Below are 22,156 nucleotides of genomic sequence, written 5' to 3'. Positions count from 1 at the left end.
GGTGGTGCGATCAACGGAGGTGGAAGTAGAGGGCGTTGGTGTCCGCTACGGTGTCCCAGTCGGCGTCCGTCGGGAACCGCACGACGTCCCAGCCGGCGTCCTCCAGGCGATACCCGGCCTCGATGTCGCGGGTGGAGTCGGGGGTGCGGCCCGGGAGGTCGACGAATACGGCGAGGTTGGCGCCGTCCAGCCGGAAGACGAGGTCCGGGCAGGCCCCGGCCTCCGGGACGAGGACGCTCACCTCGTCCGGCAGCCGGTAGCCCTTCGCCCTCAGCCAGCCGAGCAGATCGCCCTGCGCGACCAGGGCCGCCAGATCCGCCTCCACCGGGGTCGGCGAGGTGCTCGCGGGGGCCAGCCTGCGGAACCGCTCGCTGCGGGACTCGCCGCGGTCCTCGCGCTCGGTGCGGGCCTCGGACAGGCGCAGCAGCAGCGGTTGGGCCGCGTGCCGACTCAGCTGACGGTGGTGTGTCTGGTTGCCGTAGGTCAGCAGACATGCGTAGCAGCCGCGGGCGCACCTCTCGCCGTCCGCCGGCCCGCCTTCGTCCTCGCCGGTGTCCCGGTCGAAGTGGCAGATCTCCAGGGCGGTCTTCGCGGCCTCGGCGAGGGCACCCCGCTCGTGCTGGATCCGGCGCAGCACACCGGCGCCGCCCTCGGCGGCCTCCGTGAACAGCATGCGGCGGCGCGGACCCTCGTCCGGCGGGAGCAGCTCCGCGGTCAGCTCGGAGTCCTCCAGCTCGAACGCCGCCTCGATGCCCCGCTCCAGCGCGTACAGGAACGACCACGCCACCGGCTCGGGCAGCGGCTCCTCCAGGGTGACCACGAGAATGTTGCGGCGGTCCTCCACGAAGGGCAGGACCCGCTTCTTACGGCGCTTCTCGTTGCCGTCCTCGTCGACCACCGGCATACCGGTGCCCTCGATGGCGTCGGCGGCGGCCCGGTCGTTGAGCCAGCGGCCGTCGCCGAGGTCCAGCCAGTAGCCGTCCGGCTCATCCTCCTTGTCGCGGACGCGGCCGAGGTTGGTGATGCGCACGGTCGCGGAGTCGCCGTAGTCCAGGTCGAGAACGGGCACTCCGTCGCCGTCGGCGACATGCGAGGTGAGGCGTCCCGTGCGGGCGCCGTGGTCCTGGAAGGCGTACGAGGTCTCCAGCCGGAAACCGGCCCGGCGGCGCTCCTCCTCGTCGGAGGAGATCCGCTCGCGCGGCGTGGTGTACACGGTGTGCAGGTGGAGCAGGCCGGTGCGCTTGCCGCGCAGCTCCTCCTTGCACATGTCGCACTGGTCGAGGCCGGGTTTGACGGCGTAGTGGTAGCCGCAGCCGTCGCAGCGCCGGGCCTCCGCCGTCGCCAGCTCGCCCGAGGCGTCCGGCGGCAGCTGCACCCGAGTGACCTGGTAGCGGGCACCCTCGTGGTAGATGAGCGCACCGGGGCCGAACTCGCGGATCGCGAGGAAGCGGGGGCGCTGCAGATAGTCGCCGTCGGCGTTGCGGCGGTTGCCGGAGCGCGGGATGTACGCGGCCAGCGGCAGCCGCGGGAAGCTGTAGCCCGGCAGGAACCCCTCGGACGCCAGATAGCGGTACGGGTTGAAGTCGCTCATCACCGACTTGCTGTCGGTGGAGCGGTTCAGCAGCAGGTTCGTCTGGGTCTCGGCCTCCCGGCGGCGGCTGCGCGCCCGGCTCTGCTCGCCCTGCGTGAGGGTGTGGTCGACGACCCGCTTGTTCTGCTCGTACTGGTCGATGACGGCGGCCCGGAACAGCTGGCGCCACCGGTCGAAGGCGGCGTCGAACTCCTGCGGGGCCCGCTCGATCCGGTCCTCGATCCACTCGTCGTACCACCAGGTGGTCGACTCGAAGTCCGCGATCAGCGGGGCGAGGACGGTACGGGCGGTGGCGGCCGCGCGCCTGCGGGCGTCCTCCTCCAGGGACCGGTTGAGGATGTCGGAGCGGAGCGGGAGCTGCATCTGCGGATCGGGGCGGTCGTCCCCGTCCGGGTCGTAGGCGACATCGACGACCTCCGGAATCGCGATGCCGAGCTGCATCTCCGTCTCCGCCAGCCAGATGCCCTGAAGATGCGAGCGGACCAGATCCTCGTTGGCCAGGTCGAGGCGGGGTGGGGCCACCTGGCCCGACACCATGTCCTGGGAGCGCCGGAAGTAGTACTGGTCGTGGCTGTTGCCCGTCGCGCAGTACGTGGTCACCAGCGCGGGCTGACCGGAACGGCCCGCGCGGCCCGAGCGCTGCGCGTAGTTCGCCGGGGTCGGCGGCACATTACGCATCAGCACGGCGTTGAGCGAGGAGATGTCCACGCCCAGCTCCATCGTCGGCGAGCAGTACAGGAGAGGCAGTTCGGCCTTGCGGAACTGCTCCTCGCGCTCCAGCCGGTCCTCCGGGAGGACCTGGGCGGTGTGCTCACGTGCGTACAGACCGGCCAGTTCGGCGGCCGCGGTGCGGTACAGGTCGCGGAAGAACGGGTTGACGCGCGGGCCCTCGCCACTGCTGTAGGTGCGCGCGAGCGGGTCGACCGCGCCGCGTTCACCGTTCCCGGCCCGCCAGATCAGCGCCGCGGCCGACACCCGGTAACCGGTGCGCTTCTGCGCCGCACGGCGCCGGTAGGCCGGGCCGGAGAGCTCGGGGGTCGCGTCCACCTCGCGCACCAGGTCGGCGTCGACCAGTACCTTCAACAGGTCCTCGATGACGCCCTGGACGCCGTCAAGAGTCACGGACTGCTCGCGCAGCTCGGGCATGTTCCGCCGCAGGTACTTGCCGAACTTGCCACGGGCCGACAGGAACAGCGCGGAGCGTTCCATACCCGGCCGCGAGCCGTACGGATAGGCGGTTCCGACAGTCGGGCGGTCGCTCTCGCTCAGCACCCACGCCCCGGTCAGCCGCTCCTCGCTCGCCCGCTGCAGGGTGTCGAAGTCGTCGCGGAAGTACTGGACATCGATGGCCAGCGCCCGCCGCATGAAATCGAGCAGAGTACGGGCGATCTCCTCGCGCAGCGCCGGATCGGCGTCCCGCAGCACGGCGTGCGCGGACTGCCAGCGCTCGTCGGCGGCGGCGAGCCAGCCCAGGTCCTCGTAGTCGATCCTGAGCAGCCCCGTCTGCTCCAGGTTCGGCATCGTGATACGCCAGCCGCGCTCCAGGTCGCGGTAGAGGCGGTACCCGACGACGTCCCGGAAGGCCTTCACGGCCCGGCGCTCCATGGCCGGGGTGAGGTTCGCGACGTCCGTGAACTCGGCGGGCGTCAGACCCATCACCTCGGTGACGGCCTCGGCGAGGTCGTCGTGGCTGAGGCCCTCTTCACCGGCCCGCACCGCGGCCTGGTACAGGGCGCCCCGCAACTGGGTCACCTGGGCGAAGTCGTTGAAGTGACCGGCCTGCAGCGAGGCGTCCTGCCGGTTGTCGACGAAGGTGAGGAGTTTGCGCGCCTCCTTGCCCAGGCTCTCCTCCGGGACCGCCCGCAGGGACTTCACGATCGACGCGGAGATCAGCGAGGTCGCCGAGGAACGCCCCTCCTGGTCAAGGGTGGCCAGCTTGGCGAAGTCCCGGCCACGCGTCTGCTCGTAGGAGACCTGGCAGTGCACACAGAACAGGAACGGTGCCGGGACGAACGCCGCCACCAGCCCCTCACCCGACTCGTGGCCGTGGGCGTCCACGACGACCCGCTTGGGCACCCGAGGCCGGTAGGACTTCTTGACGACCGTCACACCCTGCGCGTCCGACTCCAGCCAGGATTCCGGCAACCGCCGGTCGTCAACGGCCTTCTGCGGATCGGCCGGCCAATCGTAGTCCTCGCCGGGCATGCCCAGGTACAGGTAGCCCTCGCCCGCGCGGCCGCCCGAGGCGGAGGTGTCGCGGCGCGGCTCGTACCGGAACGCGCCGTCCTCCTCCGTCCGCCAGACGGTCAGGTACTCCTGGCCGCACTCACGGCAGAACGCCAGCGGGAACAGCGGCTTGCCGTCGCTGTCCGGCTGCTCCAGCTGGTACGTGCGGGTCAGCGGCCGGGTCAGCGGATCCTCGAGCGTGGTGAAGACGGTGTCGCCCTTGGAGAGGAACTGGTGGAGCCGGAACGCGAACAGCGGCCGCTCGGTCACCGGATGCTTGGCCTGCGCGCCCGCCTCCAGGGTCGTGCGGATCGCCTCCCGCACGGTCTCCTCGGGCACCCCGGACGCCGCGGCCAGCTCGGCCGCCGCCTCCTCGACGGTGTCCGGGGCACAGCGCCGCAGCCGTTCCGTCCCTTCCTCGCGCTCCAGACCGAAGCGGGACTCCACCCAGCGGGCCAGCGGGTCCTTCGTCAGCGCGTCGTACGAGCGGGGCGCAGCCGGCACCCGAAGTCGCTCGGCGGGCACGTTCTCGGAGGCCTCCTCGGTCGCCCGGACCAGGGTCTCGCCGATGACCCGCTTCGGCAGCACCGTCGTACCGAACAACCGGCCGGCGACCCTCGCCACCTCACGCTGCTGGTCCTCCCAGGAGCCCTCGGTGGACATGGTCGCCGAGGTGCCGATGCACTGCAGGGTCGCGGACGCGCGGCAGGCCTCACGCACCCGGCGGATCAGGAACGCCACGTCCGCGCCCTGCCGGCCGCGGTAGGTGTGCAGCTCGTCGAAGACGAGGAACTGCAGCCCCTCGGCCATGCGGATCAGGCTGGACCGGTCGTCCGGCCGGGTCAGCATCAGCTCCAGCATCACGTAGTTGGTCAGCAGGATGTCCGGAGGGTTCTTGCGCAGTTCCCGACGGTCCTCCTTGGACTCCTGACCGGTGTAGCGGGCGAAGGTGACCGGCTCCCGGCCCTTTCCGAAGCCGTGGCGCAGATACTTCTCCAACTCGCCCAACTGCGAGTTGGCCAGCGCGTTCATCGGGTAGACGACGATCGCACGCACCCGGCCACCCGCATCGGGGCCGACCGCCTGACGCTCCTTCAGTACACGGTCCACGATCGGGACGATGTACGACAGCGACTTGCCGGAACCGGTGCCCGTGGTGAGCACGTAGGAGTCGCCCGCCTGTGCGGCCTCGATCGCCTGCCGCTGATGAAGGTGGAAGGTCAGCGGACGCCCGTCGGGGCGCAGCGAGCTCTCCTTCTTGTCGGCCTGGAAGATCTCCGCGCATCTCGGGTGGAGCACGCCGTCCCGCACGAGATCGGTGACCTGACCGCCGTCCGCGAAGAACGGGTTCAGCGACAACCAGGGGTCGGGCCACTGGGACTTCGCCGCCAGATCGTCCTCGACGAAGCCGGCGATTCGGGCGTCCCGGATCACCGTCGCGCTCCTGGTGAAGCTCTCGTACTCGCTGATCAGATCGGAGTGGATACCGAAGACGTCCATCGCCTCGGGCAGACGGGGCTCTCTGCGCGGCACGGGCGTGGGTGCGGCCGGGGTGGGCTGGGGGAGGAGGGCGCGCAGTCGCGCCACCGGGTCCATGACCTGCCAGTGCGGAGCCAGCAGGGCGGCCGTGTCGTCCGGTGCGAAGGCGAGGGGGACCAGCGTCTCACGGACCAAGGCGGCGTTGTCGGGCCGGAGTTCGGCGTCCTTCTCCAAGAGGCGGTCCACCAGCCGGACCAGCTCGGCGGGCAGGTCCGGGCGCACCAGGGTCAGCTGCGGCGGCCGCTCGTGCTGATGCTGTTCGGAGAGCTCATAGGGGGTTCTCGCGGAGAACGGCGGCCGCCCTATCAGCAGTTCGTACAGGATGCAGCCGAGCGCGTAGAGATCGGCCGACGCGGAGACCCGCTCGGCACGGAACTGCTCGGGCGCCATGTAGCGAGCCGTGCCGACGCTGACTCCCGTACTGGTCAGCCGCGTCTGGTCAGGATCGTCGACGACCGAGCCCATACCGAAGTCGAGGACCTTGACGGTGCCGTCGCGGGTCAGCATCGCATTGGCCGGCTTCAGATCGCGGTGGACGACCCCTGCGGTGTGCGCGGCGGCCAGACCGGCGGCGAGCTGCGCCCCGAGGGCGGCGACCCAGGAGACCGGCAGCTGGGGTTCTTCGTCGATGAGGTCGGCGAGCGGATGGCCGTCCAGCAACTCCATGGCGAGATAGGGCAGTCCGCTGCCGCCCGGAGCCTCGTCCACACCGCCGTCGATCAGCAGGGTGAGGTTCGGGTGCCCCTGGGACAGCATGCGCATGATCCGCACTTCACGGCGGAAGCGGTCGATCTCCTTGCCGGACCCCGAGGCGTCGACGGCGATCCCGGTCCGGCTCCGCAGCACGGTCTTCACGGCGACCTGCCGGTGCCGGGAGTCCGGGGCGGCCTGACGGTCCTCGGCACGGTGTACCTCGCCCATGTTCCCGCGGCCCAGAATCCCCGTGATCCGGAACCGCCCGGCGACCGTCTCCTGGCCCACTGGCCCTCCCCGTTCTCACCCGTCGCATACAAGGTGGGTACATTCCGTAGGGAGCGTATACCTTCACCTTGTTGACGAGCATCACACCTTCCTGTTGACGTTGTCAACGGGCACCTCTTGTTGTGTCTTGGCCGGAAAGGCTCGCTCCTCTGTTCCCCTTGCTTACAGTCATTCTTTTCGGCGCAGGTCTCATGAGAGGGCCAGGTCTGTGGGCTACGGGGGGCGGGGTTGAACGAGGCCGCGGGATTGCCGTATCCGGTCGAGGAACTGCTCACGGCCGCGCGATTGGAGATCGCAGCGGAGCTGCGCAGCGACGGCAAGGACGGCGGCAAGGTCTCGCTCTCGGCCGGGCGCAGGGTGGCCACCGCCGACGGCAGGCATGAGTACCTCTTCGACTGCAAGCGGTGGCTGGACGCCCTCGACGGCAAGGCGGCGCTGGTGCGCATGTCGAGGTCGACGGGCGAGTGGGCGCCTGCCGAGGTGTCGCGCATGCCCGAGGGCAAGGTGCGTGTCGTGACCGGGGCGGACCTCGGGGCGACCCCCTCCCATGTGCAGATCCGGGAGGACGACGCGGCCACCTGGCGCGTTCTCGTGGAACGGCTGGAGACGGTGGCGCAGCCGAATCACCCCGTCCAGACGGATCACGCGACCTGGGCTCTCGGACAGGGCGACCCGCGGCCGGGGAAAGGTGCGGGAACCACCGCCCAATGGGTTGCGAACTGGGCGTCACTCAAGCTCAACCCTCGTCAGCGCCAGGCGGTGGCACAAGCCCTCGACGGTGACGTGTTGTTCCTGTGGGGCCCGCCGGGGACGGGGAAGACCGATGTCGTCGGGCACATCATCGAAGGGTGCTACCGCCAAGGGCACTCGGTGCTCTTCCTGGCTCCCACCAACGTCGCCGTGGACCAGGCTCTGGAACGCATATGCGAGCTGCTCTCGGATGAGGAGGGCTTCGACAGCGGGCTCGTACAGCGCGCCGGGACCATCGCCGGCGCCTCGCTGCGGGACCGGTACGGCGACCAGGTCGACGCCGAACGGATCGGTGCCCGGCTGAGCGCCCACCTGGACGAGTCCCTCGTGCAGCTCGGCACGGCCTTGCGGCACACCCAAGAGGGCATCGCCGTCCATGACAGAGTGGACGGTCTCCGTACGGACCTCGCGGCTGCTCGACGGCGTCAGAACGATGCGGGCACCAGGCGGAGGGATCACCTTCAGGCCCAGAACGCCGCACGATCCATGATCGCCGCCCAAGAGGAACTGATCAGGAAGACAGGAGCCCCGAGCGGCATCTTCGCCGGTCGCAAGCAGGCCCAGCTCGACAAGGCCCAGGCCGCTCTCCACCAAGCCCGCATCGACGTCCAGCAGGCGTCGACGGGGCTGGCAGCGGCGGACCGCGACCTCCGCCGGGCCGCGGCCGAGGCCGACAGACTGGACAAGGCGATCACGGTCGAACAGTCGAGGCTCGTCGGGCTGCCCGCCCGTGCGGCCTTGCCGTCCCAGGCCGAGCACATCCAGCAGCAGATCGGCGAACTGGAAGCGCAGCGCCGGAAGATCAAGGAGACCGTACGCTCGAAGTGCCGCGTCCTCGGAGCGACCGTGACCATGGGCGTGCAGGTGCGCAAACTCCTCGACCGAGTCGACGTGGTCGTCGTCGACGAGGCTGGGATGGTCAACCTGCCGGCCGCTTGGTACGCCGCCGGACTGGCAAGGAAGCGGGTCGTGTTCGTCGGAGACTTCCGTCAGCTGCCGGCGGTGACGAAGGCCGACAGCGACCGTAAAGCGTCGGAGGCCGAGCGGGAGCACGCCCGGCAATGGACTGCCCGGGACGTTTTCTCCAGTGCCGGGCTGGTGAGTGCGGGCGGGTCGGTGATGCCGGATGCGCGGCTCGTCGCACTCGAGACCCAGTACCGCATGCGCAGCGCGATCTGCGATCTCGTCAACACCGTCGCGTACCCGGACGCACCGCTGAAGACGGGGCGCGATGACGATTCTCGGATCCCGTTCAACGCCTTGGTCGACGCGCCACTGATCCTCGTCGACACCTCGCGCCAACGCATCCGTGGTCGCGACCACCAGACCAACACCGTTCACGAGGCCGCCGTCCACGAACTCGTCCGCGGACTCCAGTACGAGGGCGTGCTGCCCGGCCGTAAGTGGGACGACGTACCTGTCGGGGAGAGGGCGACCGACCGCCTTGCCGTGATCGCCCCGTACAGAAAGCAGGTCCAGGCGCTCAAGAGCAGCCTCGGCCACCGATTCGGGGAACAGTTCGAGGGCCTGGTCGACACCGTGCACCGCTTCCAGGGCAGCCAGCGACCCATCGTCATCCTCGACACAACGGCAGGGGCCGGAACCCAGCCCGGCTACTTCTTCCAGGGAACCGGACTGTCCTCGAACACCTGTCGTCTGCTCAACGTCGCGATCAGCCGCGCCCAGGACCACCTCATCGTCATCGCGGACGTCGAGCATCTGCGGCAGCACCTCTCCGCAGCCAGCGAAGCGCGACGGATGCTCGACCATCTCGAAGCGCACGCCCAGTGCATCTCCGTCGACCAGCTCATCCCCGTCCGCGAGGCCGCACAACTCGCCTCGCTCTCCGAGGAGGAACTCTCCCGGCCGGCGTTCTTCCCGGCCGACGAGGTGCCTCGCGCCGTGAGCTGGGACATGGATCGGGCCACGCGCAGCATCGAGGTCTACTGTCCCTTCCTCGACCCACGACCTGTGCGGGCGTGGTCCACACAACTGGCCAAGCGAGTGGCGGACGGTGTCACTGTCACCGTCCGTACCCGGCCGCCCGAGGAGCAGCCCTCGGACGCGGCCGTGGAACGCGTCCGAGGACTCGTCCAGGAACTGAGAGCGGCCGGATGCCAGGTGGAGTTCCGTGACCGCATGCACGAGAAGGTGCTCGTTCTGGATGCCGCTGTGCTGTGGCACGGTTCGCTCAACCTGCTGGCCAACTCGGGCCCGACGGATCTGATGATGCGCCTGACGGACCGCGCCGCATGCGAACGAGTCGGGCGGGTGATCGAGCGCGCTCGCAAGGAGCGTGCCGCATGGAACCCAAGGGCCTCTCGTCCGTCGGACGGCCGGGCTACTACGCGGGATGGAAGTCGGCTCTACCTGAACGTTCCCTATGCCGAGAAGGATGAGGCGAAGAGTTTGCTCGGTGCGCGGTGGGACAACCGACGCCGCCAGTGGTACGTGGACGCGAACCGCGTCAGCCGCGAACAGGCGTCAAGGTGGTTGCCGGATCGTCTCGATGACGATTCCTGAGGGCGCACTGCTTCTGCCGAGCAGAGCGAAATGCAGGTTGCAAAGGTGTGCAGGCGGACCAGCTCAACACGTCATCCGCTGCACTTCCGTGCAGTTGGAGGTTTGTCCCCGGCTCAAAGTCCCAGAGAAGCCGCCGCACCCCTTCCAGCCTTGTGTCGGAGCAGGCCGGGAGGGGTGCCACGGCCTTCCTTCGAGGGGTGATCAGATGTCCCGGGAAGAGACCAGGCGGCGCCGTGACCTGCCACGCTGGGGGGCCGTGAGTCACTGACCTGCGTAGATGGCCTTTCGGCTGTTTCACGCTCGTGCCCGTTGATGCAACTGGAAGTCCCAGAAAAGCCCCAGAGGACTTCCACCGCTGTCGAACACTCTTTCGACCCCTATCCAAAGTGGGGTGGTGCATTGTGCGTGCGGAGCCTGTGCATCGGTGGTCCACCCTCAGCGACCGGCAGCGCGCCCAGGCTGACATCTTTCCGATGACGCACCACGTGGAGTGCGTGGCGATTCTGGAGGCGGTGGGGAAGGGGCTCTGAGCCGGGGTTCCGGGGGAGCTGCGGCTTGGACGGGGCGTCACCATCTGTTCTCGACTCCTGTCCCGGGAAGGCGCTCGAGCGGGAAACCCCGGGTCGAGCGCCCAGTCAGCTGGTGAACGCTGGTCACAACCACTCACCTGTTGTGACGATTCGTTGTACCGCCCAGGTCGACAGTACGGAAGTGATCACGAGCCGGTGCCGGCCCGCCCTGACGGACGGGGGCCGCGGTACCGGTGATGCGAAGTGCTGCCCAGCCCGCGGCCCGCAGTCGCGATGGCGCCGCCGAGTTCGCACCGCGCCGGCCAGACGCGGCCAATCGCAGTGGGCGTTTCGAGGGTCGGTGGCACCCATGTGCGGCTGGCTCGAGGCAGTAGCGGCCGTCCGCCGACCGCGAGGTGTCCGCCGCCGCGTCACGTCCGCGCTGAAGTTGTTGCCCCGGACGGGGATCCGTCCGGGGCTTCGGTCCGGGCAGGGAGCGCCGGACTCCTTTCGTTCCTCCTGCCTGCTGCGTGACCCGTGAAGTGGTGGCGCAGGTCAGCGCGCGGCGGGTGGGGCGAGTCGCTGCAGGTGGTGGACGCCGCGGCCGAAGGTCGACCAGGAGCTGTTGACGTACAGGGAACCGTCCGCAGTGGTGGTCAAGCCGCGGACGCCGGTGATGGGCGAACTCAGGCCGTCGACCTGCTCCCAGGCGGAACCGGTCCAGCGGACCAGCTTCTGGTCGTTGCCGAGCCCGGAGAGTCCGGCGTAGAGCTGCCCGCCGTAGTGGGCGAAGGCGCTGACCACGGCCCACCTGGTGATCGGCACGTCCCGGTGGCTCCAGGCCTTGCCGTCCCAGTGGATGACGTACGCGCCGGTCCTACCGCCCAGGGGCTGCCCGTCGTCGATGCTGCCGGCCACCCAGACGTCGTTCGGCCCGTTGCTGATGACCCTGCTGAGCGTCGTGCCCGCCTTCGGGGTCGGAGGCACTGGGATCTCGGTCCACTTGGTGCCGTCGTAGTGCAGGACGAGCGCTTGGTGGCGCTCGTTGGCGGGCTTGCCGGAGCCGCGGGAGCCCACGGCCCAGATGTCGTTCGCCGACCTCACGTCGAGAGCCTCAAGGCTCCCTTCGGTCTGGGGGAATTCGGTGCTGTTCCAGGCCGTACCGTTCCAGTGGGTCACAGTCGGGTACTTCTTCCCGGGCTCGCCGCTGCGCTGGGTGCTTCCGACGGCCCAGAGACTGGTACGGCTGACGGCCTTCGCGGCGCGTATCTCCAAGTTCTGTGTGTCGGGGCTGAGATTGGGCGACCACTTGGTGCCGTCGTAGTGGTTGATCCCGAAGCCGGATCCCGGGCTGTACGTGCGGCCGATGGTCCACAGGTCGTCAGGGGCCGTACCGGTCAGCGCCTCGAAGCCGGCTTCGCCGGGCGGCGTCAGTTGCTTCCAGGTCTCCGCGGACTTCTGCCACAACTTGTGTGTGGGCGTGGTGCAGTCGTCGCAGTACTCCGTGGTCTTGGCAAAGGCGTTCTGTCCATCGAACGGGAGGAATTCCGAGGTCGCCTTGTCAATGGGCTGGGAGAGCGTCTCCCAGCCGGGCGTCACCGCCGCATTCGCGGGCGAGGCCGCCAGAGCCATACCCAGAGCTGCCGTGGATAACAGCGCCGAGACTGTGCGCAGCCTGCGGGAAGTGTTCTTGAACATGGGTGAGGTGTTCTCCGTTGCTTGTCGTGCGGTGCCTGCAGGAACCCGCCCGCCGGGAATCTGCTGTGCAGGCCAGAGGCCCTCGAGGGGCCATCGACCTCCGATTGAGAGCGAGGAGGCCAACCGAAGGTTATGCAGAATGCGTGGAATTTCTCGACCATGATCACTGAGCGAAATCGGTTGCCTCGACATCCCATACGGAGTGCCAAGACCTGCGCGGACGGCCGGGGCCCGATCCTCGATCGTCATTTCCAGGCGTGCCGACCGATCGCTCGACCTGGTTCTTCTGCGGGCGTTCGCACGTGGGGCACCATCGGAACAGCAAGCCGTACCGCTCCGGGTCCGCCAAGGTTCACGACTGGCCTATTCGTGGCGGAACGGCGGCATCGCCGTTCGACGGGGCATCACCGTAACTGGTCCCCGGTGGATCAGCGCGCGGCGTCGGATGCGTGGGGTCTCCCAGGCCCGCCAGGGCCGAGGGGAAGCATCGCAGGCGGAGGAGTGTTCTCGTACTGGGCGTGTTCGGGCACTCCGAAACGCGGCGTGAGGGTGCCTCCCATCGGTGGCCGGTGGAGTGCCGTGGCGTCGTCGTGCGCCCGCCGGGGATCACGGGACAGCCCTCGGGCGTCCCGAACGGTTCGACCCCGGCTCATGGGCAGGTCAGCGACTGCCGCCGGCCTGCGTGGGATGCTCCCACTTCAGGGCAGATGCGCGGAGTCCTTCGATCGTCCGCCGGACGTCCGGGACCGGGACACTGTGGCCCGGCCGTGCGGCCGCGGCCATGGCCAGCCCCCGGCGGGCGAGGTCGGCCTCGCCCGGGGACCAGTGGGAACGCTTCTCGAGTTCCGTGAGAGCGTCATCGACGCCGCCCTCGGCCGCGCAGCCCAGTTCCGCGAAAGCGGCCTTGGCGGCGGCGATGACCATGCCGCCGCACAGCCTCGCCGCGACGCCGGGCTCGCCGTCGTCGATCGCCCGCTCTGCGAGCGAGAGAACGGCGTCGGAGCCGCTGCCCAGCGCGCGCAGATCGTGTGTTCGGAACAGGCCGCGGACGTCCTCCATGACGAGGTCCATGTACAGCTGGCGGTAGAACGACGGGCAGGCGCAGTCCCGCACGTCCGCCCGCCACCAGTAGTTGACCGAGACCGAGGGTTCCTCCTGGGCGGAGACCTGGTGCCACCAGAAGGCCGGGATGAAGAGCAGGTCACCCGGCGTGACCACGGCCTCCCAGTACTCAGCCTCCTCGAACCTGGGGAACTGCCGAGGGTCCGGGGCCTTCAGATCGACGCGGCTGAGGTGCCGGGTGCGGATGTCGAGCGGCCCCGGGTAGAGCAGGTCGCTCTGGGCGGGGTTGAAGAGCAGAAACCTCTTCGTTCCGTCGAGCTGCGCGAACAGGTTGTTCATGTTGTCGTAGTGCAGGGGTGTGTTCGACGCGCCCGAGGCCATCCACAAGTTGATGTCGGTGATGACCGCGGCCGGAACACACGGGGGGACCGTCAGATCGCCGTGCAGCTCGGAGAGCGCGTCGGTGATCGACATCTGCTGCATGCTCAGCCGGCGGCCGGACTCCGTGTTGCGGAACTCGGCGGCGAGCTGCGATCCGCGTACCGACTCGTACCGCAGTCCGTCACGCGCGTCCGGGTCGTACCGGAACGCACCGTCCGCGTCCGCGATGCTGACGAGCACCTCACGGTCGCCCAGACGCTCGGAAATGTACTCGGGAGTCCACTGCCGCATGGAGCCGAGCGCGTCGGTGCCGCGGATTATCAGCGGGGTCGTGGTGAGGACCGAAGCGCGGGTCATGGGTACGTCAGGAAGTGAGGAAATGACTTCCACATGTCCCAGTGAGCGGGCTCCCGGCATGACAGCTCTCCTTTCCGAAAGGAACGTGTGATGAAGAACCGGCGCCGGGGTCAGTCCGTCACCGGGCTCCGGGCGATCCGAACCACGATGGTTCGACAGTGGTGTTCATGTCGAGGGCACGGGTGCCCGAACGCCCTCCGAGCCGCCGGCCTGGGCGTTCAACCGGCGCACCCGCCGCAGTTGATCGCGTGGGCAAGGTGGCGACCCGTCCGCCCGCTGCGGCAGACTCCGGGAGAACCGAGTCCCGGTCCGCTCGATCGCGCGGAGATCGCGAGATCGATGGCGGTCGCCCACCGCCCGGTACGAGGACTGGGAATCGCCCCGGACGCGTGGGCGCAGAACACCCCGCGACGTCCCGGTACCCGCAGGCAGCCCAGCACCGGCGAATCGCGTACCGCTTCGGAAGGGAACACCCAACGCATGAGCCACAGCACAGCAATTCCCCTTGTGATCGAATCGGAGGAGGGCGAGAGTCTCGTCGAGCGGGTCCGGGCCCGGCGCGAATCTCTGCGGGCCTCCCTGCTCGAGCACGGTGCGCTGCTTCTGCGTGGATTCTGCGTTCCCGACGTGACCGCCTTCGACTCCGTCGTCCGCGCCCTGTCAGGGGTCCCGCTCACTTACACGGAACGCTCGTCACCGCGCAGCGCGATCCAGGGGCAGGTGTACACCTCCACGGACTACCCGCCGAACGAAGAGATCTTCCTGCACAACGAGAACTCCTACCAGCAGTCCTGGCCCATGGCGCTGTACTTCTACTGCGTACAGCCACCGTCGACGCTCGGGGCGACCTCGCTGGCCGGCACCCGCGACGTACTGGCGAGGCTCGACGATTCCGTACGCGAGGAATTCGTCCGACGGGGCTGGCGGGTGGTGCGCAACTTCCGTCCCGGGATCGGGCTGACCTGGCAGCACGTCTTCAACACCGACGACTCTGCCGCCGTGGAGGCGTACTGTGCGAAGAACGGCATCGAAGCGGAATGGCTGCCGGGCGACGGGCTGCGCACCACGGCGGTCAGGCAGGCCGTCCACCGCCACCCTGTGTCGGGCGAGCAGGTCTGGTTCAACCACGCGGCCTTCTTCCACCTGACCACCCTGGACGCGGAGATCCGAGAAGGGCTGCTCGAAATGTTCGACGAGCCGGATCTGCCGACGAACACCTATTTCGGGGACGGTGGCGCCATTCCCGACGACGTCATCGAGCACGTACGTGACTGCTACCGGGCCGCGACCGTGCGGTTCGACTACCGCGAGCACGACGTCCTCGTGATCGACAACATGCTGACCTCGCACGGCCGGGAACCCTTCACCGGCTCGCGCAAGATAGCGGTCGCGATGGCCGAGCCCTTCCATCCGTAATCCCGGCACAGCGGCGATTGCGCGTACCGCAAGTCCAGCTGCCGACACACTTCACGCCGCGCTGAGCGGTTCGGGCATCGCTTGCCGGCAGCCGGATTCGCGGTTCTCGCCCGCGCCCGCCCGCTCGCCCGCGCGGAGAGGAGAGCCCTGTGAATCTGACCCTCGAACCCAGCGTGCTCCATCTGCTGCGTCGCCACGCAGCAGATCGGCCCGATCGGACCGCCGTCACGTTCGTGCACGACCACGATGCGCCCGACGGCGCGCAGAGCCTGACCTACGCCGAACTGGACGCGGAGGCACGCCGCGTCGCCTCCTGGCTGCAGGAAAACAGTGCCCCCGGTGACCGGGTGCTGCTGCTGCACCCCGCGGGGTTGCCGTTCGTCACCGCATTCCTCGGATGCCTGTACGCCGGGGTCGTCGCGGTGCCGTCTCCGATGCCGGGCCAGTTCCAGTACCAGCAGCGCCGTGTGACGAAGATCGCCCGTGACGCGAACGTGAGCGTGGCGCTCACCGACGCCGGCCAGTTGGCCGAGACGGAGAAGTGGATCGCCGACACCGGACTCGGGCTGCCCGCGGCCGCCAGCGACGCCCCCGAGTTCGGCGACAGCCTGAGCTGGCGCGACCCCGGCGCCTCGGCCGAGGACCTGGTGCTGTTGCAGTACACCTCCGGGTCGACCGGCGACCCCAAGGGCGTCATGGTCCACCACGGCAACCTGCTGCACAACGCGGACAGCCTGCGGCGCGCCCTCGGCTTCACCGAGGAGACCAACTTCGGCGGCTGGATCCCCCTCTACCACGACATGGGCCTGATGGGGCAGCTGCTGCCCGGCCTCTTCCTGGGCAACACCTGCGCGCTGATGTCGCCGATGGCGTTCCTCAAGCGTCCACACCACTGGCTCGCCCTGATAGACAAGTACGACATCGGCTTCTCCGCCGCGCCCAACTTCGCCTACGAGCTGTGTCTGCGCCGGGTCACCGACGCGCAGATCGCCGGACTCGACCTGTCGCGCTGGAAGTTCGCCGCCAACGGCTCCGAACCGATCCAGGCCAGCACGCTGCGTGAGTTCGCGGAGCGGTTCGCCCCTGCCGGCTTCCGGGCCGAGCAGCTCGCGCCGTGCTACGGGATGGCCGAAGCGACCGTGTTCATCTCCGGCCGCTCGACCCGGCCGCCGCGCATTCAGGCGGTGGATCCGCAGGCGCTGGAGAAGCACCTCGTCCAGGACCCCGAGCCGGACGCTCCGGTGCGCGAGCTCGTCGGCTGCGGCGACGTGCCCGACTTCGACGTGCGCATCGTCGACGCGGAGAACCGGAGGGTGCTCCCGGACGGCACGACCGGGGAGATCTGGCTGCGCGGGCCGAGCGTGGCGTCCGGCTACTGGGACCGTCCGGATGCGACGGAGGGGACCTTCCGCGCCCGCACCGCCGACGGGGACGGGCCCTATCTGCGTACCGGCGACCTCGGTGCCTTGGTGGATGGGGAGCTCTATGTCACCGGCCGCACCAAGGACTTGCTCATCGTGCACGGCCGCAACCTGTACCCCCACGACATCGAACACGAGCTGCGGCTGTGGCACGCGCCGCTGGCGGCCCTGGCCGGAACGGCGTTCACGGTTCCCGTTCCGCAGGAGGAGGTGGTGCTGGTCCACGAGGTACGCGGCCGCTTCAGCGAAGATCAGCTGCGCGAACTCACCGTCGGTATGCGGGCCACCGTGCACCGGGAGTTCGGAGTGCACACCGCTGGCATCGTGCTGATGAGGCCCGGGACGGTGCGGAAGACCACCAGTGGCAAGGTGCAGCGCGCCGAGATGCGCGGCTTGTTCCTCGCCGGAGAGCTCTCCCCGCTGTACGCGGACATGGCGCCCGCGCTGCAGGCGACCATGGCAGGGGCGGCCGGGTGACCGCGGAGATACCGGCGTGGCCCTCCGCCCTCCCCGCGGTGATCGCCGACACGATGGCCGCGGCGGCTGCGGCGGGAGGCCCGTTCAGCGTGACCCGCAGCGCGGCCCTGGACGCCGCGGAGGCATTCCCCGACCAGGAGTGCGCCCTGCTGGACGCCGGCGGCCTGCCCCGCGCCTATGTCCCGGCGCGGCTCGGCGGAGTACCGGGCGGCCTCCCCGAACTGCTGCACTCGCTGCGCGAGGTGGCCCGCCGGGACGTGACGGTCGCCGTCGCGCACGGCAAGACCTTCCTCGGCGCCGTGTCGACATGGGTCGCCGGGACCGAGCAGCAGCAGCGGGCCATGGCCCGGCTGGTGCTCGACGAGAACGCGGTGGTCTCGTGGGGCCTGACCGAGCGGGGAGTAGGCAGCGATCTGCTGGCCGGAAGCCTGACCGCCGCCCTCGGCCCGGACGGGGAGTGGCGGCTCACCGGTGAGAAATGGCCGATCAACAACGCCACCCGGGGTCGGCTCATCTGTGTCCTGGCACGCACCGATCCGGCCGGCGGCCCGCGCGGGTTCAGTCTGTTCCTGGTCGACAAGTCCGCACTCCCGGAAGGGGCCTGGCAGCCGCTGCCCAAGGAGCCGACGCACGGGATCCGCGGCGCAGACATCAGCGGGCTTCGTCTGTGCGACGCGCCGGTCCCGGCCGACGCGCTCATAGGAGAGGCCGGCGACGGACTGGGGACCGTCCTGCGTGCGCTGCAGCTGACCCGCACCCTGTGCGCCGCGCTCTCCGTGGGTGCCGGAGAGCACGCCCTGCGGCTGGTGCGCGATTTCGCCGCCGAGCGTGCCCTCTACGGCACCCGGTTGCTGCTCCTGCCGCTGGCCCGGCGAGTGCTGGGCCGAGCCGCTGCGTCCATGGCCCTGGCGGACGCCGCAGCCCTGCTGGCCGCACGCTGCGCTCACGGTCTCACCGGGGAGATGAGCACGGTCTCGGCGGCCGTCAAGGCGGGAGTGCCGTGGATCGTTCAGCAGAGCATCGACGATCTGGCGGAACTTCTCGGTGCCCGAGGCTTCCTGACGGACTTCCACGCAGGCGGCATGTTCCAGAAGCTGGAGCGCGACCACCGGATCGTTGCGGTGTTCGACGGCAGCACAGCAGTGAACCGATCGCTGCTCATTTCCCAATTCCCGCTCCTGGCCAGGCTCATCCGTAGCGGTGCCTACGACGCCACCGGACTCGCCGCGACCATCGGCGAGACCCCGCTGCCGGAGCTCGATCCCACGGCCCTGCGCCTGGTGAGCCGCACGGGCTGCAGCGTCGTCCAGGCGGTACCGGACGTCGCCCCGCGGATCGCCACCCTGGCGGCAGCGGGTTCCGTGCCGCGGCGTGCGGCGGAACTTGCCGCGATGCTCTCCGCACAGACGACGGCACTCGCGGATGCCATGGCGGAGCTACCGCCGACCGCCAGGAACGCGCCCGCGGACGCGTTCGCGGTGGCCCGGCGATTCGAGGCGTGCTTCGCCGGTGCCGCCGCCCTCCACCTGCTCGCCGCACCCGGCGGGACGGAGCGAGCCGCGGAGCTGACCGCGGCCCTGGAACGCTGCTTGGAGTTGCTGGTGCCCGGCCATCGGCCGCCGTCCGACGCCTACGAGGCCCTTGTCTCGCCACTCGCGCAACCCGTGGAGGAACCGGTCCGATGACTCTCGTCGACCCCGCTGGGACCGCATCCCCCGCCGCACCCCCCGACCCGATCGACCGGTTGGAGGCGCTGTTCGGCGATGCTGGCGACGCCGCCAGTCCCGTTGGCCGGGACGCGGTGCTTGCCGCCGATGCCCACGGCTCCATGCTGTCGGCCGGGGAAGACCTGCTGGACGCGTTCGGACTCAACGCCCACTTCGTCCCGAAGGCCCTGGGCGGCCGGTTCACCGGCCCGGAAGAGCTCATCGGCGTGATGCGCGCCGTCTACCGGCGCGATCCCTGTCTGGGCCTCGGCTACGGCGCGGGATCCTTCATGGCCGCCGTCAACGTCTGGACCGCGGGGAGTACCGAGCAGCAGACCTGGCTCGCCGACCACCTGCTCTCCGGCGGTCGGGTGGCATGCGGATACCACGAGCTGGCCCACGGCAACGACTTCGCGCGCGCCGAGCTGACCGCCCTGCCCGGACCGGACGGGCAGCTGCGCGTGAACGGCCGCAAGGAGGTGGTGGCCAACCTCGATCGGGCCGGAGCCATGGTGCTCTTCGCCCGCACCGACACCGCTCCCGGCAGCCGCAGTCACTCCCAGCTCCTGCTGGAGAAGGACCGGCTGCCCCCGGGCACGGTCACCCGCCTGCCCCGCTTCGGCACCGTCGGGATGCGCGGCGTACCGCTCGGCGGAATCGAGTTCACCGACTGCCCGGTCCCGGTCGACGCCGTGGTCGGAACCCCCGGCCACGGCCTGGAGACGGCCCAGCGTTCCTTCCAGCTCACCCGGATCGCGCTGCCCGGCATGACCGTCGGCCTGCTCGACACCGCGCTGCGCACGGCCCTGCGCGGGGCCCTCGGCCGCCGTCTGTACGGTGGTACCGCCGCCGACCTGTCCCTCTCCCGGACGGTGCTCGCCGAGGCGTTCGCGGACCTGCTGCTGGCAGACGGTTTCATCACCGTGGCCGCCCGCGCGGCGCACACCGCTCCCGCGCAGTGCGCCGTGTACGCCTCGGCGGTCAAACTCCTCGTCCCCGCACTGCTGATGGCGGCGGTCAACCGGCTCTCCGAGCTGCTCGGCTCGCAGTTCTACCTCCGCTCCGCGGAGCAGCCGCTGTTCCAGAAGCTGCAGCGGGACGCGCTGCCCTCGGCCTTCGGTCATGCCTCCCGGGTCTCCTGCCAGTCCGCGCTGCTGCCCCAGCTGCCCCTGACGGCGCGGCGGACCTGGAACAAGGACGTCGGCCCGGCACTGCCCGCCACGTCCTTCCGGCCGACTGAGCCGCTGCCACCGCTGGACTTCGGGGCCCTCGCGGTCACCGCGGGCGGCCGGGACCCTCTCTCCCGCACTCTGCTCCAGGGCGCCGAACGGCGTACCGGCGAGGACGCGGAGATCGCCGCCCGGGCATCGGAGTACGCCGCCGAGATACGGGCCCTGGTCACCGCGGCAGCCACCCTCACCCCCGACCAGGTGGGCCCCAGCGCACCACCGGACGCGTTCGACCTGACGAGCCGCTGGGCGGCGGTGCTCGCCGCCGCGGCCTGCCTGGGCCTGTGGTGGGAACGGCCGGCCGGCGGGCAGGCCCTGGGCGCTGACCCGGTCTGGGTACTCGCGGCCCTGCACCGGCTGGGTGCCCACACCGGACGCCACCACGACCCGCTCCCCGAGCCGCTCAGCCGGTCCCTCTACGCAGAACTCCTCCGGCGTCACGACGCCGGTCTCACTTTCGACCACGCCGGCCGCCCCACGGGCGCCTGACCCCAACTGATACAGCACCCACGGAGGTTGCCATGTCCGACATCACCGACCGCCCGGCCACGGTCGACACCGCAGAGATCCGGGAATGGCTGCGCGGCTGCGTGGCCGCGTACGTCCGGCTCCCGGCCGAGGACATCGACACCGGTCAGCCGCTGTCCGAGTACGGTCTCGACTCGGTGTACGTGCTCAGCCTGTGCGCTGACATCGAAGACCGTTACGGCATCGAGGTCGAGCCCACTCTGCTGTGGGACCACCCCGCCATCGACCCGCTCACGGACGCCCTGGTCCCGCTGCTGGCCGGCCGCTGACAGGACGCGCGGTGGCCCGCTCGGGCCACCCGCTCCACCGGAACACCATGACGACGGGCCGCCGGAAAACCGGCGGCCCGTCACCCATGTCCGTCCGTGCCGTCAGCCCGTGGTGAGCCTGACGGGCAGCCGCTCCGGGCCGTTGACGACGATCGAGTCGAGAAGCTTGGGAGTGCCGTCGAGCTCGACCCGCACGGACCGGTCGAGCAGCTCGCCGTAGAGCAGTCGCAGCTCGACCCGGGCCAGCATGCTTCCGAGACAGAAGTGCTCGCCGAAGCCCAGGGCCAGGTGCCGGTTGGGCTTGCGGGTGATGGTGAAGGTGTCAGGGTCGTCGAACACCGTCTCGTCGCGGTTGGCCGAAGGAAGCCAGAAGACCACCCGGTCACCGGCCTCGATCTTCTTGCCGTGGATCTCGGTCGTACGTACGGCGGTTCTCATGATGTGCGTGGCGGTGGATGTCCAGCGCAGGATCTCCTCGACCGCCGACGGCAGCAGGGCCGGGTCCTCGACCAGTCGCTGCCACTGCTCCGGGCGTTCGAGGAGGGCGAGCATGCCCCCGGCGGCGGATATCCGAGTGTTCTCGGTGCCGCCGACCAGCAGGTTGTCGCAGTTCAGGATCACGTCGTCGGGGCTCAGGCGCTCACCGTCGACCACAGCCGTCGCCAGTACGCTCACCAGGTCGTCGCCCGGGCTCGCTGCCTTCTCCGACTGGAGCATCTCGAAGTAGCCGAGGATATTCAGGTGTGCGAACCGGCGGGTGAGCGGGTCGCCGGCTGCGAAGGCCTGGCTCGTCAGGTCGTAGAGGTGCTCCCAGTCGGACTCCGGCACCCCCATCATCTTGCAGATCACGTACAGCGGGACCCGGGCGGCGACATCCGTCACGAAGTCGCAACTGCCCTGCTCCAGGGCCTTGTCGACGATGCCGCGGGTGATCTCCGCCATCTCGTGCTCGAGCGCGCGGACCGAGCGCACGGAGAACCACTCGTCCACCAGTCCACGCAGCCGGCGATGGCGCGGTGCGTCGGTCAGCGCGAGGGTACGGCCACCGCCGGGGTCGGCCCCGTGGTCGTCCGGCCGGAGCAGGATGCCCTGTGCGGAGCTGAAGGTCTCCGCGTCACGGTAGGCGGTGCGGATGTCCTCGTACCGGGTCAGGGCCCAGAAACCGGGAAGCTCCGTCGGTGGGTGCCAGTACACCGGCTCATTGGCGCGGAGCCAGCGCCACTGCACAAACGGATCGCCGTGCGAGTAGAGTCCGGGATCCACCAGATTGATCGGCGGGGCCGGGGCGGCCGGCTCATTGTGCATGGGAATGCCTCACAGTTTCCTCGGAATTCGAGACCGGAAATATCATGCACGCGGCCGGGGTCTCGGTGGAATATTGCCGAGTTCTCGGCATCCGGGGTGCATCGGTTTGAAGCCCCCTGCCGCACGGAGCGTCCATTTTCGTGACGCCGCCGGACCCCTCGTGTTCAACCGCCGCCGCGGCGCAGTTG

General features: G+C 69.7%; 10 protein-coding genes. 6 read left to right on the top strand and 4 right to left on the bottom strand.

Annotation, left to right across the window (positions count from 1 at the left end; genetic code table 11):
* Positions 1–10 precede the first annotated feature (10 nt).
* Positions 11–6,337: a protein kinase domain-containing protein gene (locus tag AC068D_RS27635; RefSeq protein WP_478825799.1), complete on the bottom strand. Its 6,327-nt coding sequence runs from the start codon at positions 6,335–6,337 to the stop codon at positions 11–13.
* 228 nt (positions 6,338–6,565) lie between these two features.
* Between AC068D_RS27635 and AC068D_RS27630 the strand changes: the two genes are divergently transcribed.
* Positions 6,566–9,610: an AAA domain-containing protein gene (locus AC068D_RS27630; protein ID WP_478825798.1), complete on the top strand. Its 3,045-nt coding sequence runs from the start codon at positions 6,566–6,568 to the stop codon at positions 9,608–9,610.
* Positions 9,611–10,674: 1,064 nt separating this feature from the next.
* Here AC068D_RS27630 and AC068D_RS27625 read toward each other — a convergent pair.
* Together AC068D_RS27625 and AC068D_RS27620 are read right to left on the bottom strand one after the other, a co-directional pair.
* Positions 10,675–11,817: a hypothetical protein gene (locus AC068D_RS27625; protein WP_478825797.1), complete on the bottom strand. Its 1,143-nt coding sequence runs from the start codon at positions 11,815–11,817 to the stop codon at positions 10,675–10,677.
* Between the two features lie 660 nt (positions 11,818–12,477).
* Positions 12,478–13,617, bottom strand: a complete 1,140-nt coding sequence (locus AC068D_RS27620; protein WP_478825796.1) for a cupin-like domain-containing protein — start codon at positions 13,615–13,617, stop codon at positions 12,478–12,480.
* A 480-nt stretch (positions 13,618–14,097) separates the two neighbouring features.
* Between AC068D_RS27620 and AC068D_RS27615 the strand changes: the two genes are divergently transcribed.
* The 5 genes from AC068D_RS27615 to AC068D_RS27595 all read left to right on the top strand — a co-directional run bounded on the left by AC068D_RS27615 (position 14,098) and on the right by AC068D_RS27595 (position 20,663).
* Positions 14,098–15,033: a TauD/TfdA family dioxygenase gene (locus AC068D_RS27615; RefSeq protein ID WP_478825795.1), complete on the top strand. Its 936-nt coding sequence runs from the start codon at positions 14,098–14,100 to the stop codon at positions 15,031–15,033.
* 149 nt (positions 15,034–15,182) lie between these two features.
* Entirely contained in the window at positions 15,183–16,931 is a 1,749-nt protein-coding gene (locus tag AC068D_RS27610; RefSeq protein ID WP_478825794.1) for a fatty acyl-AMP ligase, read from the top strand.
* Complete coding sequence (locus AC068D_RS27605) at positions 16,928–18,616, top strand: acyl-CoA dehydrogenase family protein (protein WP_478825793.1); 1,689 nt, start codon at positions 16,928–16,930, stop codon at positions 18,614–18,616. Before AC068D_RS27610 ends, AC068D_RS27605 begins: the two co-directional genes overlap by 4 nt.
* Complete coding sequence (locus AC068D_RS27600) at positions 18,613–20,355, top strand: acyl-CoA dehydrogenase (protein WP_478825792.1); 1,743 nt, start codon at positions 18,613–18,615, stop codon at positions 20,353–20,355. The genes AC068D_RS27605 and AC068D_RS27600 overlap by 4 nt, the downstream gene beginning before the upstream one ends.
* 32 nt (positions 20,356–20,387) lie before the next feature.
* Positions 20,388–20,663, top strand: coding sequence for an acyl carrier protein (locus tag AC068D_RS27595; RefSeq protein ID WP_478825791.1), 276 nt, complete (start codon positions 20,388–20,390; stop codon positions 20,661–20,663).
* Positions 20,664–20,765: 102 nt separating this feature from the next.
* Here AC068D_RS27595 and AC068D_RS27590 read toward each other — a convergent pair whose 3' ends face one another.
* Positions 20,766–21,968, bottom strand: coding sequence for a cytochrome P450 (locus AC068D_RS27590; protein WP_478825790.1), 1,203 nt, complete (start codon positions 21,966–21,968; stop codon positions 20,766–20,768).
* Positions 21,969–22,156: the final 188 nt, after the last annotated feature.

The organism is Streptomyces sp. NPDC043861 (genome assembly GCF_056435905.1).
This window is presented reverse-complemented; position numbering and strand designations above follow the sequence as displayed.

What these genes read in the sequence shown, in the direction of transcription:
- AC068D_RS27625 (WP_478825797.1), bottom strand. Translation starts at nt 11,817, where the DNA reads ATGTTCAAGAACACTTCCCGCAGGCTGCGCACAGTCTCGGCGCTGTTA.
- AC068D_RS27620 (WP_478825796.1), bottom strand. Translation starts at nt 13,617, where the DNA reads ATGACCCGCGCTTCGGTCCTCACCACGACCCCGCTGATAATCCGCGGC.
- AC068D_RS27615 (WP_478825795.1), top strand. Translation starts at nt 14,098, where the DNA reads ATGAGCCACAGCACAGCAATTCCCCTTGTGATCGAATCGGAGGAGGGC.
- AC068D_RS27600 (WP_478825792.1), top strand. Translation starts at nt 18,613, where the DNA reads ATGACTCTCGTCGACCCCGCTGGGACCGCATCCCCCGCCGCACCCCCC.
- AC068D_RS27595 (WP_478825791.1), top strand. Translation starts at nt 20,388, where the DNA reads ATGTCCGACATCACCGACCGCCCGGCCACGGTCGACACCGCAGAGATC.
- AC068D_RS27590 (WP_478825790.1), bottom strand. Translation starts at nt 21,968, where the DNA reads ATGCACAATGAGCCGGCCGCCCCGGCCCCGCCGATCAATCTGGTGGAT.